This window comes from Plantibacter sp. (assembly GCF_059073635.1).
Genome location: NZ_JCACOF010000010.1, coordinates 928,630 through 941,911, shown reverse-complemented (window position 1 = coordinate 941,911; position 13,282 = coordinate 928,630). Strand labels below are relative to the sequence as shown.

Sequence of the window (13,282 nt, the reverse complement as noted above, 5' to 3'; positions counted from 1 at the left end):
TGTGGCTCAGGGGCCGGTGTTGTGAGCTCAGGGGCCGGTGTCGGGGCTCGGGGGCCGGGGCACGGAACGACGAAGGCCCGCCCGGCTGATGCCGGACGGGCCTTCGTGACGGTGTCTGAGGGTTACTGACCCTGCTCCTGGTACTTCGCCTCGGTGGCGGCCTTCTGCGGCTTCCACCACGACTCGTTGTCGCGGTACCAGGCGATCGTGTCGGCGAGGCCGGCCTCGAAGTCGCTGAACGCCGGGGTCCAGCCGAGCTCCGTGCGCAGCTTCGACGAGTCGATCGCGTAGCGGAGGTCATGGCCGGGACGGTCGTTCACGTGGTCGTAGGCGTCCGCCGGCTGACCGAGCTGGGTGAGGATGAGCTCGACGACGTCCTTGTTGTTCTTCTCGCCATCGGCACCGATGAGGTACGTCTCGCCGATGACCCCCTTGTCGAGGATCGTGAGGACGGCGGACGAGTGGTCGTTCGCGTGGATCCAGTCGCGCACGTTCTCGCCCGTGCCGTACAGCTTCGGGCGCTCGCCGCCGAGCACGTTCGTGATCTGGCGCGGGATGAACTTCTCCACGTGCTGGTACGGACCGTAGTTGTTGGAGCAGTTCGAGATCGTCGCCTTGACGCCGAAGGACCGCACCCACGCGCGGACGAGGAGGTCGCTGCCGGCCTTCGTGGAGGAGTACGGGCTCGACGGGTTGTACGGCGTCTGCTCGGTGAAGCGCTCCGGGTCGTCGAGCTCGAGGTCGCCGTAGACCTCGTCGGTCGAGATGTGGTGGAACCGCGTGCCGTGCTTGCGAGCCGCCTCGAGCAGCGTGTACGTGCCGATGATGTTCGTGTCGAGGAACGGGCGCGGGTCGTGCAGGGAGTTGTCGTTGTGCGACTCCGCCGCGTAGTGCACGACGGCGTCGTGACGGGCGAAGAGCTCGTCGACGAGCGTCGCGTCCTGGATGTCGCCGACGACGAGCTCGAAACGATCGGCCGGGAGGCCGTCGAGTGAGGCGCGGTTGCCCGCGTAGGTCATCTTGTCGAGGACGGTCACCGAGTGATCGGTGTTGTTCAGGACGTAGTGGACGAAGTTCGAGCCGATGAATCCGGCGCCGCCGGTAACGAGAAGTCTGGACACGGTAGACGAGTCTACCCGGCGGTCCCTGGATACCGCGGGGGAATCCGGCCGTCGCTCAGTGACCGGGCAGGATGCGGCGCAGCAGGTTCGTGTTCGCGAGGTCGAGCAGTTCGTCGCCGCGGCCCGACATGACCGTCCGGAGCGCGTACAGGGTGAACCCCTTCATCTGCTCGGCGGTGATCGTCGGCGGGATCGACAGCTCCTGCCTCGCCGTCACGACGTCGACGAGCGCCGGACCGTCGTGATCGAAGGCCCGACGGATGGCGCCCTCCAACTCGCTCGCCCGCTCGACGCGTTCGCCGTGGATCCCCATGCCCTCCGCCACACGCGAGAAGTCGGGGTTCACAAGGTCGGTGCCGAAGTTGACGAACCCGGCGGCCTTCATCTCCAGCTCCACGAAGTTGAGCGAGGAGTTGTTGATGACGATGATCTTCACGGGCAGCTTGTTCTGGGTGAGCGAGATGAGTTCGCCGAGCAGCATGGTGAGTCCGCCGTCGCCCGCGAGCGCGATGACCTGGCGGCCGGGGTGGGACGCCTGGGCTCCGAGACCGTGGGAGACGGCGTTCGCCATGCTGCCGTGGCTGAACGAGCCGATGAGTCGGCGCCGCCCGTTCATGGTGAGGTAGCGCGACGCCCAGACGACGGGGGAGCCGACGTCGGGGATGAACACGGCGTCGTCCGTCGCCAGCTGGTCGACGACCTTCGCGAGGTACTGCGGGTGGATCGCCTGGCCGTCGTGGTCCGCGGTCGCGAGGTCGTCGAGGCCCTTCCGCGAGCTGCGGTAGTGCTTGAGCGACTCCTCCAGGTGCTTGCGGTGCGTCTTGCGCTCGAGCTTCGGCAGCAGCGCCTCGAGCGTGTCCCGGACGGTCCCGACGAGCGGCAGGTCGACCGGGTGCCGCCGGCCGATCTGCTCACCGCGGATGTCGACCTGGATGACGGTCGCGTGCTCGGGGAAGAACTGCGGATAGGGGAAGTCGGTGCCCAGCATGAGGAGGACGTCGCACGAGAGCATGGCGTGGTAGCCGCTGGCGAATCCGAGGAGGCCGGTCATGCCGACGTCGAACGGGTTGTCGTACTCGACGTGCTCCTTGCCGCGCAGGGCGTGGACGATGGGGGCGCCGAGCGCGTCCGCGGTCGCGATGAGCTGCTCGTGCGCTCCGGCGACTCCGGCTCCGGCAAGGATGGTGACCCGCTTGCCGCCGTTGAGCAGGCGAGCGGCCTCGTCGAGTTCGTGCTCCGACGGCAGGATCCGGGGTCGCGTCGCCCGGATGGCGGCGACGTGCTCCGAGACCGCGTGCTGGAGCATGACGTCGCCCGGGACGACCACGACGGCCACGCCGCGGCGCTCGACCGCGGTGCGCATCGCGATCTCGAGCACCCGCGGCAGTTGCTCCGGCTGGGAGACGAGTTCCACGTAGACGCTGCACTCACGGAACAGCTCCTGCGGGTGGGTCTCCTGGAAGTAGGTGGTCCCGATCTCGGAGCTCGGGATGTGGGCGGCGATCGCGAGCACCGGTACCCGTGAGCGGTTCGCGTCGAAGAGGCCGTTGATGAGGTGCAGGTTGCCGGGGCCGCAGCTCGCCGCGACGACCGCCAGCTCGCCGGTCAGCTCCGCTTCCGCCGCCGCGGCGAAGGCGGCCGCCTCCTCGTGGCGCACGTGCACCCAGTCGATGCCGCCGGAGGAGCGGAGAGCATCGGTGAAGCCGTTCAGGGAGTCGCCGGGGAGGCCGTAGACGCGTTGTACACCGCTGGCCTGGAGGGTGGCGACGACGGTTTCAGCGACAGTGGACATGGGTGCTCCTCGCAGCAGACGACTCGGCCCGGGTTCCCCGGCCCTCTCCATGGTCCTCGTCGCGGTTCGGGGCCCGCAAGGGAGCATCGGGGTCTTGCAGACGCCTACCAGGTGCGCTAGCCGTTCTCAACACTCCGACACGAATCCGCCTGAACGACGAACGCCTTGTAACGTGGTTGCTGGAACAGCCTGCCGAGAACACGGTGGCGCGGCCAACATCGACTGCACCGTGAAGGGGGCGGCCGTGAGCGACTCCCTGCACCGACCGCCGGCACACGCCGGATCGATCACCGATCCAGCTGCGATGTTCACCGAGCACACCGAGACGGTCGTCACCGGCGTCAGCCTGTCGAACGGGCGTTACAGCATCGGTGAGCAGCTCGGCTCCGGCGGGTCCGCCAACGTCTACCGCGCACGCGACGAGCTGCTCTCGCGCCCCGTCGCCGTGAAGCTCTTCCGCGACGAGGCCGCGACCGCGAACGACCGGCTGCGTCAGGAGCGGGAGATCCGTCTGCTCGGGGAACTCCGCCACCCGGGCCTCGTCGAGCTCTACGACTCCGGTTCCGTCGTCCACCGCGGCGTCGAGCACCGGTTCCTCGTCATGGAGTACATCCCGGGCGCCACGCTCACCGACAAGCTGCAGGCCGGCCCGATGCTCCCGCGTGACGCAGCCGCCCTCGGTGCGCAGGTCGCCGACGCGCTGTCCTTCATCCACACGCGGTCGATCGTGCACCGCGACATCAAGCCCGACAACATGCTCTTCAGCGACATCGCCGCGTTCGGCCACGCGAACCTCGTGAAGCTGTCCGACTTCGGGATCGCGCACTTCGTGGGCGGGTCGCGCCTCACGAACACCGAGGCCATCTCCGGCACGGCGTCCTACCTCTCGCCCGAGCAGGCGCTCGGCGACACCGTCGGCACCGAGACGGACATCTACTCGCTCGGCCTCGTCCTGCTCGAGGCCGTCACCGGTCGCCGGGAGTTCGACGGCGGTCTCGTCGAGGCCGCCATCGCACGCCTGCACCGTGACCCGGTGATCCCGCCCGAGCTCCCCGCCGCCTGGCACCCGCTGCTGCGGTCGATGACCGCCCGCAAGCCGGAGGACCGACCCGCCGCCCACGAGGTCGCAGCCAGCCTGCGCGAGATCTGGTCCGAGTCGCGCGTCCGCCGGGTCCGCCGGGTGCGTGCGCGCCTCGGTCTCGTCGTCGACCAGGGCGTCGACCCGCGGATCGCATTGCTCCTCGCCGCCGCGACGGCCGCCGCGGGGCTCGCCATCGGTGTCGCGATCGGCATCTTCGCGTTCTGATCGGCCCATTACCACGTTTCGTCCGGAACCGGGGAAGTCATCCGGCCGGTGTACCGTCTCAACAACGATCGATCCCTTCGAGTGAAAGGGCGCCATGACGCTCTCGACCCCCTATCCGCTCGGCGTCACCCTTCGGGGCGATGGTGCGAACGTCGCCATCTACTCGGAGACCGCCGACGCCGTCACCGTGTGCATCTTCCCCGAGGGCGGGGAGGAGCAGCAGACGCGCCTCGAACAGCGCACCGGCCACGTGTTCCACGGGCTGGTCGAGGGCCTCGTCCCCGGGACGCGGTACGGCATCCGCGTCGACGGCCCCTGGGACCCGGCGAACGGTCTCCGCCACAACCCGGCGAAGGTGCTGCTCGACCCGCACGCGACGGCGGTCACGGGGCGCTACGACCTCGGCCAGGCGCAGTTCAGCCACCGCCTCGACGCTCCGGAGACGATGGACGACACCGACTCCGCAGGCCACGTCGCGCTCGGTGTGGTCACCGACCCGTCCTCGTTCGACTGGGACGCCGACGGCCAGGACGTCGCTCCGCGCATCCCGCTCGCCGAGACGATCGTGTACGAGGTCCACGTGAAGGGCTTCACCAAGCAGCTCGCCGAGGTGCCCGAGGAGATCCGCGGCACCTACGCCGGCCTCGCCCACCCGGCGGCCATCCGCTACCTCACCGACCTCGGCGTGACCGCGGTCGAACTCCTCCCGGTGCACCAGTTCGTGCAGGACAGCCACCTCGAGGAGAAGGGGCTCCGCAACTACTGGGGCTACAACTCCATCGGCTTCTTCGCCCCGCACGGCGAGTACGCGGCCGCCGGCGACAGCGGTGGGCAGGTCGACGAGTTCAAGGCCATGGTCAAGGCGATGCACGCCGCCGGCCTCGAGGTCATCCTCGACGTCGTCTACAACCACACGGCCGAGGGCAACCACATGGGCCCGACCCTGTCGTTCAAGGGCATCGACAACGCGGCCTACTACCGTCTCGTCGACGAGGACCGCGAGCACTACTTCGACACCACGGGCACGGGCAACAGCGTCAACGTCGGCCACCCGGCGGCGCTCGGCCTCATCATGGACTCCCTGCGCTACTGGGTGACCGAGATGCACGTCGACGGCTTCCGCTTCGACCTGGCGACGACGCTGACCCGCCAGGACGGTTCCGCCGAGATCCACAGTGCGTTCCTCTCGCTCATCGAGCAGGACCCGGTGCTCGCCCCGATCAAGATGATCGCCGAGCCGTGGGACACCGCCGGCTACCAGGTCGGTGGCTTCCCCGCGAGCTGGTCCGAGTGGAACGGGAAGTTCCGCGACGACGTGCGCGACTTCTGGAACGGCGCCGACAGCGTGCTCGGCACCATGTCGCAGCGCGTCCTCGGCAGCCCCGACGTCTACGAGGCGTCCCGACGCTCGCCGCTGTCCAGCGTCAACTTCGTCACCGCGCACGACGGCTTCACCCTCGCCGACCTCACGGCGTACTCGACGAAGCACAACGCGGCGAACGGCGAGGACAACAACGACGGCGAGAGCGACAACCGCTCCAGCAACAACGGTGCGGAGGGTCCGACGGACGACCCCGCCGTGAACGCGCGCCGCGACCGTCAGCGTCGCAACTTCCTCGCGACGGTCCTGCTGTCGGCCGGTGTCCCGATGATCCTCGGCGGCGACGAGATCGCCCGCACCCAGGGCGGCAACAACAACGCCTACTGCCAGGACAACGAGGTGTCGTGGTTCGACTGGGAGCACGCCGACCACGACCTCCTCGGCTTCACGAAGCGCCTGATCGCCCTGCGCCTCGCCGAGCCGGCCCTGCGACCCGACTGGTTCCGCCAGGGTCCGGGCTCCAAAGCAGACGACCGGGTCTTCATCACCCGGTCCGACGACGAGCCCTTCGCCGACGAGGACTGGGACAACCCGGACGCCCGCTCGATCACCTTCGTGTTCCGTCACGCCGGATCGGCGTCGTTCGCCCTGCTGCTCAACGCGGCCGAGAACGGCGTGGAGTTCAGCCTGCCGAAGGCTCCCGGCCTGCCATGGGCGCTCGTCGAATCGAGTGACCCGGAGCAGATGCTCGCCGAGGGGTCGACGACGGTGATCGTGCAGGGGACCTCCTTCACCCTCCTGCGATCGGGGGTCGCATCATGACCACCGTGTCCGGCGGCGGGCCACAGCGTTCCACCGTGCCCGTCTCGACCTACCGTCTCCAGCTGACCGCGGACTTCCGACTCCAGGACGCCGCGGCGCTCGTCGACTACCTCCAGGCCCTCGGTGCCGACTGGGTCTACCTGTCGCCGATCCTCCGCGCGGAACCCGGATCCACCCACGGCTACGACGTCGTCGACCACACCGAGGTCGACCCGGAGCGCGGCGGTGCCGACGGGCTCACGGCGCTCGCCGAGGCAGCCCACGCCGCAGGCCTCGGCGTCCTCATCGACACCGTTCCGAACCACATGGGCGTCGCGACACCGGTGGAGAACGCCTGGTGGTGGGACCTGCTCCAGCACGGTCGGGACGCAGAGCACGCGGCCGCGTTCGACGTCGACTGGGAGGCCGGCGACGGTCGGATCCGGGTGCCGATCCTCGGCGACGACGAGGACGGCCGAAGTGCGCTCGACGACCTCGGCATCGAGGACGGCGAACTGCGCTACTTCGACCACCGACTGCCGATCGCCCCCGGGACGGCCGACGACGACGCGAGCCCGCGCGAGGTGCACGACCGCCAGCACTACGAACTGGTGAACTGGCGCCGCGCCGACAGCGAGCTGAACTACCGACGGTTCTTCGCCGTCAACACGCTCGCAGCGATCCGGGTCGAGGACCCGGCGGTCTTCGACGGCTCGCACGTCGAGATCGGTCGTTGGTTCGACGACGGCCTCGCCGACGGGATCCGCGTGGACCACCCGGACGGGCTCCTCGACCCCGGTGCCTACCTCGACCGACTGTCCGAGCGCATCGGTGGAGCACCCATCTGGGTGGAGAAGATCCTCGAGGGCGAAGAGGACCTGCCGGCCGAGTGGGCCACGCTCGGCACCACCGGCTACGACGCCCTGGGCGACGTCGACCGGGTGCTCGTCGACCCGGACGGCCTGCCGACACTCGGTCAACTCGCGGGGGTCGAGCTGACGCGCGACGCCTGGGACGACCTCGTGCACACCACGAAGCGCGGCATCGCCGACGGGATCCTCGGTTCCGAGGTGCGACGCCTTGCACGGCTCGTGCCCGAGGTCCCGGACGCCGTGGACGCCCTCGCCGAGATCCTGACCGCGTTCCCCGTCTACCGCTCCTACCTGCCGCTCGGCGACGAGTACCTGGACGCCGCACTCGACGAGGCGGAGACCCGTCGGCCGGAGCTCGCAGACGCCTTCGCCGCGCTTGGCTCCGCGCCTGCGCAACTCGACCGATCCGCTCGCCGCGCGGTTCCAGCAGACCTCGGGCATGGTGATGGCGAAGGGCGTCGAGGACACCGCGTTCTACCGCTACACGGCGCTCACCTCGCTGACCGAGGTCGGTGGCGACCCCGCCGAGACCGACATCAGCGTCGCCGAGTTCCACCACCGCCAGGCACGGCGGCAGGCGGAGTGGCCGTCCTCGATGACGACGCTCAGCACGCACGACACGAAGCGCAGCGAAGACGTCCGCGCCCGTATCGACGCCCTGAGTGAGGTCGCGGACCGGTGGGCGGAGCACGCCGTCGCCCTCCACACCTCGAACGGCTTCCCCGACCGGCAGCTCGAGCAGCTGGTCTGGCAGGCGGCCGTCGGTGCGTGGCCGATCGAGCGCGAGCGACTGCACGCCTACGTCGAGAAGGCCGCCCGTGAGGCAGGCGACTCGACCACGTGGACCGCACCGGACGAGACGTTCGAAGCCGCCCTGCATGCAGCGGTCGACGGACTGTACGACAGCCGTCGTGCGAACGCCGCGCTGCTCGACGCCGTCGCGGACGTCGAGGCGGCCGGATGGACGAACAGTCTGGTCGCCAAGGCGATCCAGCTCACGATGCCGGGCGTGCCGGACGTGTACCAGGGCAGCGAGCTCTGGGACCGATCGCTCGTGGACCCCGACAACCGTCGCCCGGTCGACTACGCCGAGCGTCGCGCGGTGCTGGCCCGTCTCGACGAGGGCTGGCTGCCGCCGGTCGACGCCGACGGAGCCGCGAAGCTCCTCGTGACCAGCCGGCTCCTCCGCCTGCGACGGGAGCACCCGTCGCGGTTCGCCGAGTACACCCCCATCGGGGCGGACGGACCGGCCGCCGACCACGTCGTCGCGTTCTCACGCGGTGGCGTCACCACGGTCGCGACCCGGCTCTCGCTCCGGCTCGCGGAGCACGGTGGATGGAAGTCGACCACGGTCACCCTGCCGGAGGGCCGGCTCGTCGACGTGCTGACCGGCCGTGAGCTGCAGGGCGGCGAGGTCCGTCTCGCGGCGCTGCTGGAGCAGTATCCCGTCGCCGTCCTGACGCGGCCCGACGATGCGGCCGAGGCCGCGAGCGAGGAGTGAGCACGATGACGACCAGCACCACGAGTCCGGCTGACGGGTTCCGTGTCTGGGCACCCGAGGCCCAGCGCGTCGACCTCGTCCTGGACGGTGAGCAGCACCCGATGGACCGCGACGTCGCCGAGGGATGGTGGATCGCGCTCGACGGTGCCGAGCCCCGCGCGGCGGTCGTCGACAGCGACTACCGCTATCTCGTCGACGGTGAGGGTCCGTTCGCCGATCCGCGCTCGCGTCGGCAGCCGGAGGGCGTCCACGGCCCGTCACGCGTCGTCGCATCCGACCCCGTGCCGTGCGACGGGACCGGCTGGCGGGGTCGCTCCCTCATCGGTGCCGTGCTCTACGAACTCCACATCGGCACCTTCACCGAGGCGGCCACCTTCGACGGGGCGATCGAACGCCTCGACGAGCTGGTCGAGCTGGGCGTCGACGCCGTCGAGGTCCTGCCGGTCAACGCGTTCAACGGCGTCTGGAACTGGGGCTACGACGGCGTCTTCTGGTCGGCTGTCCACGAGGCCTACGGCGGACCGGACGGCTACCGTCGCTTCGTCGCCGCGTGCCATGAGCGCGGGCTCGCCGTCATCCAGGACGTCGTGTACAACCACCTCGGCCCCTCCGGCAACGTCCTGCCGCGCTTCGGTCCGTACCTCGCGGACGGCGCCGGCAACACCTGGGGCGACAGCCTCAACCTCGACGGGCCGGACTCCGACGAGGTGCGTCGGTACATCATCGACAGCGCGCTGCTGTGGTTCGAGGAGTACGGGGTGGACGGCCTTCGCCTCGACGCCGTACACGCCCTGCACGACACCCGTGCGATCCACCTCCTCGAGGAACTCGACGCCGCGGTGGATGCGCTCAGCGCCGACCTCGACCGACCGTTCACGCTCATCGCCGAGTCGGATCTGAACGACCCGAAGCTCATCACGCCCCGGGGGCCCGGCGGTGCCGGCGGGTACGGTCTCGACGCGCAGTGGAGCGACGACTTCCACCACGCACTGCACGTGGCGCTCACCGGCGAGGTGTCCGGCTACTACGCCGACTTCGCGCCGCTCGGTGCGCTCGGCAAGGTCATGGAGGAGGGGTTCTTCCACAACGGCACCTGGTCGAGCTTCCGCAAGCGCCACCACGGCCGCCGCATCGACCTCGAACGGACGCCGAGCTGGCGGCTTGTCGTCTCCGACCAGAACCACGACCAGATCGGGAACCGCGCGACGGGCGACCGGCTGGCCGCGACCCTCGACGACGGGCAGCTCGCCATCGCCGCCGCCGTCACGCTGCTCGGACCGTTCACCCCGATGCTGTTCATGGGGGAGGAGTGGGCCGCCTCGACGCCCTGGCAGTTCTTCACCTCGCACCCGGAGCCCGAGCTCGGTGAGGCGACGGCGAAGGGCCGGATCGCCGAGTTCGCCCGGATGGGTTGGAACGAGGCCGACGTGCCGGATCCCCAGGATCCCGAGACCTACCGTCGGTCGGTGCTCGACTGGTCGGAGCGGTCCCGTGGGCGGCACGCGACGCTGCTGACCTGGTACCGACGGGTGATCGAGCTGCGGCGGACGGTCCCGGCGTTCACCGATCCGGCGTTCGCCGACACGACCGCGATCGTCGACGAGGCGACCGGCTCGTTCGTCCTGCGTCGTGGCTCTGCGATGCTCGCGGTGAACTTCGGGACGGAACCGGTGGAGCTCACCCAGCGGGTCGGTGAGCTGCTCGACAGCTTCGGCGAGGTCGTCACGACGGAGGGGTCACTGCGGCTCGGAGCGCACTCCGTCGCCATCCTGCACCACTGACCTGCCTGCCCTCGGGCCAGCGCGGTGCGCTGACGCGAGCGCGGGTCTACGGCGTGAGCGCGCCCCTCCGGAGGGGCGCGCTCACGCGCACGCCCCGCGGCGGGGCCGATTCCGGCGCGCTCGCGTCAGCGCACCGCGCCGACGCCGGAACGCCCGCGGTCACGTCGGCGCACCGCGCTGGCGCACCGGCCAGCGGAGTGTCTCAGCCGACGGGCAGGGTCGACGGCGTCGTGAACCAGACCGTCGTGTCGCCGTGGATGGTCCTGCCGTCGAAGGGTCCGCTCGCGACGAGCACGGCCGAGTCCGCGAGCGACGAGGGCACGGCGATGTCGTCGGCACCGGTGTTCGCGACGACCGTGACCGCACCGTTCGTCAGCGCGAGGATGGTGTCGGGAGCCCCTTCGATCCAGGCGATCGAGCCGAGTCCCAGCGTGTGCTCGCGGCGCAGGCGGAGCAGCGTGCGGTACAGCTCCAGCGTCGAACCGGGGATGCCGGCCTGTGCGTCGCGCGAGTAGTCGTTCCAGTCGTCGGGCTGCGGCAGCCAGGACGCACCGGTCGTGTTGAAGCCGTACGCGGGGTGGCCGGCCTCCCACGGGATCGGCACGCGGCAGCCGTCGCGGCCGTACCGCTCGTGGTTCGTGCGGAACCACGTCGGGTCCTGTCGGGCGTCATCCGGCAGGTCGATGACCTCGGGGAGCCCGAGCTCCTCGCCCTGGTAGAGGTACGCCCCACCGGGCAGGCTCAGCATGAGGGCGGTCGCCGCCCTGGCCCGCTGCAGCCCGAGCGCCCGATCCGGCTGGCCGGGGGTGTTCGGACCGACGCCGTAGCCCTGGGGGTTCTCCTCCGTGAGCGCGAGGCGGGACGCGTGCCGGACGACGTCGTGGTTGGACAGCACCCACGTGCTCGGAGCGCCGACCTGCGCGAACGCCCGCAGCGACTCGCCGATGACGACGGCCTTGAGCGTCGGCGGCGTTCCACGGGGTCTCGAGGTACGGGAAGTTGAACGCCTGCTGCATCTCGTCGGGGCGCACCCACAGGGCCATCTTGTCGAGCGGGTCGACCCAGGCCTCGGCGCACAGCACACGGTCGCCGTCGTACGTCTCCAGGAGCTCGTGCCAGTCGCGGTAGATCTCGTGCACGCCGTCCTGACCCCAGTACGGCGCGGTCTCCGGCCACGAGGCGGGCCCGGTGCTGATGCCGGGTTCGAGTGCGACGCCCGCCGAGGCGCCACCCATGCTGCCGCCCTCGGCCGGTGGGGTGTAGTCGGGCAGGCCGTCGGCCTTGATCATGCCGTGCGCCACGTCGACGCGGAACCCGTCGACGCCGCGGTCGAGCCAGAACCGGAGGATGTCGCGGAACTGCTCGCGGACCCACGGGTTCGTCCAGTCGAAGTCGGGCTGCGAGGAGTCGAAGATGTGCAGGTACCACTGGCCAGGCGTGCCGTCGGCCTCGGTGACCCGCGTCCAGGCCGGACCGCCGAAGACGGACTCCCAGTTGTTGGGGGCGATCTCGCCGTGCTCGCCCTTGCCGTCGCGGAACATGTACCGGGCGCGCTCCGCCGAGCCGGGCCCGGCCGCGAGGGCCTCCTGGAACCAGCGGTGGGCGCTCGAGGAGTGGTTGGGGACGAGGTCGACGATGACGCGGATGCCGGCAGCGTGCGCGGCGGCGGTCATCGCGTCGAAGTCGGCGAGCGTGCCGAAGATGGGGTCGACGTCGCAATAATCGGCGACGTCGTAGCCGGCGTCCTTCTGCGGGCTCGTCATGAAGGGGGACAGCCAGATGGCGTCGACGCCGAGCTCCTGCAGGGCGCCGAGGCGGGAGGTGATCCCGGGCAGGTCGCCGAGGCCGTCGCCGTTCGCGTCCGCGAAGGATCGCGGGTAGATCTGGTAGATGACGGCGGAGCGCCACCACTCCGAACCGGGGGTGGAGCCTCCTGCGGGGGAGGCGTGCTGAGCTGCGGTCGCCGACGTGGTCGGGAGGGCGGAGTCCATGTCGCTACCCTAGGCCATTCACGGGGCCCGTCGCCGCTCGTGGACTGGCCAGCGCGGTGCGCTGACACGAGTGCGATGCATGGCGGCGAGCGCGGCGCTCCAGAGGGGTGCGGTCGCGCTGGCACCCCGCGCTCACGTCGGTTCGGTCACACGGGAGCCACGTCGATTCGGACCGGATTCCCGGCCACCGACCCGCCCGCCCTGCTTAGAGTGGGGACATGACCACGGAATCGGACGGCTCGGCCCGCAGCACGGCGAAGCGCGTCGCCGCGCAGGCGGGAGGCATCGCCGGATCAGCGGCCCGGACGACGCGTGGCATCATCCGTCGGAATCCGACCGCGAACCGGGTCTACCGGGCGGGCGTCGGTGTCGTCGGCGGTGGCACCGTGGCCCTCGGCGTGGCCCTGATCCCGCTTCCCGGACCGGGAGCATTGATCGCCGTCGGCGGGCTCGCCGTCCTCGCCTCGGAGTTCGAGGGTGCGAAGCAGGCCAGCACGAAGGCGAACGCCGCAGCCAAGAAGGGCGTCGCCGTCGCGAAGGACCTTCGGGCGAAGCGTCAGGCCAAGCAGGCTGCGAAGGCTGCCCAGGAGCACTGAACCTGCGGCGCACGGCGCCGACCGACGCGCGGGTACGGTGGACCGGTGGGGACATCGGCGAAGGGGAGTGGTGCGCGTCGGCCCGCACAACGCAAGACCGCTGCGCCCGGACGACGCACGACCAGCGCCACCCGCTCGACGCGGAAGCCGCGGTCCCGACCGTCCGGCGCGCGCAACGGCTCCCGGCGCCCCGTCGCACC

6 protein-coding genes and 2 pseudogenes are annotated in these 13,282 nt (G+C 70.5%); 5 read left to right on the top strand and 3 right to left on the bottom strand.

Annotation, left to right across the window (positions count from 1 at the left end; all coding sequences use genetic code 11):
* Positions 1 to 122: 122 nt before the first annotated feature.
* Positions 123 to 1,121 carry a dTDP-glucose 4,6-dehydratase gene (gene rfbB / locus AC5JOC_RS16585; protein ID WP_071258697.1) on the bottom strand — a complete coding sequence of 333 codons (999 nt, stop codon included), beginning with the start codon at positions 1,119 to 1,121 and terminating at the stop codon, positions 123 to 125.
* A gap of 55 nt (positions 1,122 to 1,176) precedes the next feature.
* The gene (gene poxB / locus AC5JOC_RS16580) at positions 1,177 to 2,913 is read right to left on the bottom strand and encodes a ubiquinone-dependent pyruvate dehydrogenase (protein ID WP_194645113.1); all 1,737 of its coding nucleotides are present in this window, start codon (positions 2,911 to 2,913) and stop codon (positions 1,177 to 1,179) included.
* Between the two features lie 244 nt (positions 2,914 to 3,157).
* Between poxB and AC5JOC_RS16575 the strand changes: the two genes are divergently transcribed.
* The 4 genes and pseudogenes from AC5JOC_RS16575 to treZ all read left to right on the top strand — a co-directional run bounded on the left by AC5JOC_RS16575 (position 3,158) and on the right by treZ (position 10,495).
* Positions 3,158 to 4,219: a serine/threonine-protein kinase gene (locus tag AC5JOC_RS16575; protein ID WP_159453425.1), complete on the top strand. Its 1,062-nt coding sequence runs from the start codon at positions 3,158 to 3,160 to the stop codon at positions 4,217 to 4,219.
* Positions 4,220 to 4,313: 94 nt separating this feature from the next.
* Complete coding sequence (gene glgX / locus AC5JOC_RS16570) at positions 4,314 to 6,362, top strand: glycogen debranching protein GlgX (RefSeq protein ID WP_494246840.1); 2,049 nt, start codon at positions 4,314 to 4,316, stop codon at positions 6,360 to 6,362.
* Positions 6,359 to 8,714, top strand: a pseudogene (gene treY, locus AC5JOC_RS16565) (malto-oligosyltrehalose synthase). Before glgX ends, treY begins: the two are co-directional and overlap by 4 nt.
* Before the next feature lie 5 nt (positions 8,715 to 8,719).
* The gene (treZ, locus tag AC5JOC_RS16560) at positions 8,720 to 10,495 is read left to right on the top strand and encodes a malto-oligosyltrehalose trehalohydrolase (protein ID WP_494246839.1); all 1,776 of its coding nucleotides are present in this window, start codon (positions 8,720 to 8,722) and stop codon (positions 10,493 to 10,495) included.
* A 202-nt stretch (positions 10,496 to 10,697) separates the two neighbouring features.
* Here the strand turns inward: treZ and AC5JOC_RS16555 are convergent.
* A pseudogene (locus AC5JOC_RS16555) lies at positions 10,698 to 12,486 on the bottom strand (glycoside hydrolase family 13 protein).
* A gap of 218 nt (positions 12,487 to 12,704) precedes the next feature.
* On the opposite strand from AC5JOC_RS16555, the gene AC5JOC_RS16550 reads away from it, so the two are divergent.
* On the top strand, positions 12,705 to 13,082 hold the full coding sequence (locus AC5JOC_RS16550) for a PGPGW domain-containing protein (protein ID WP_137243944.1): 378 nt from the start codon (positions 12,705 to 12,707) through the stop codon (positions 13,080 to 13,082).
* Positions 13,083 to 13,282: the final 200 nt, after the last annotated feature.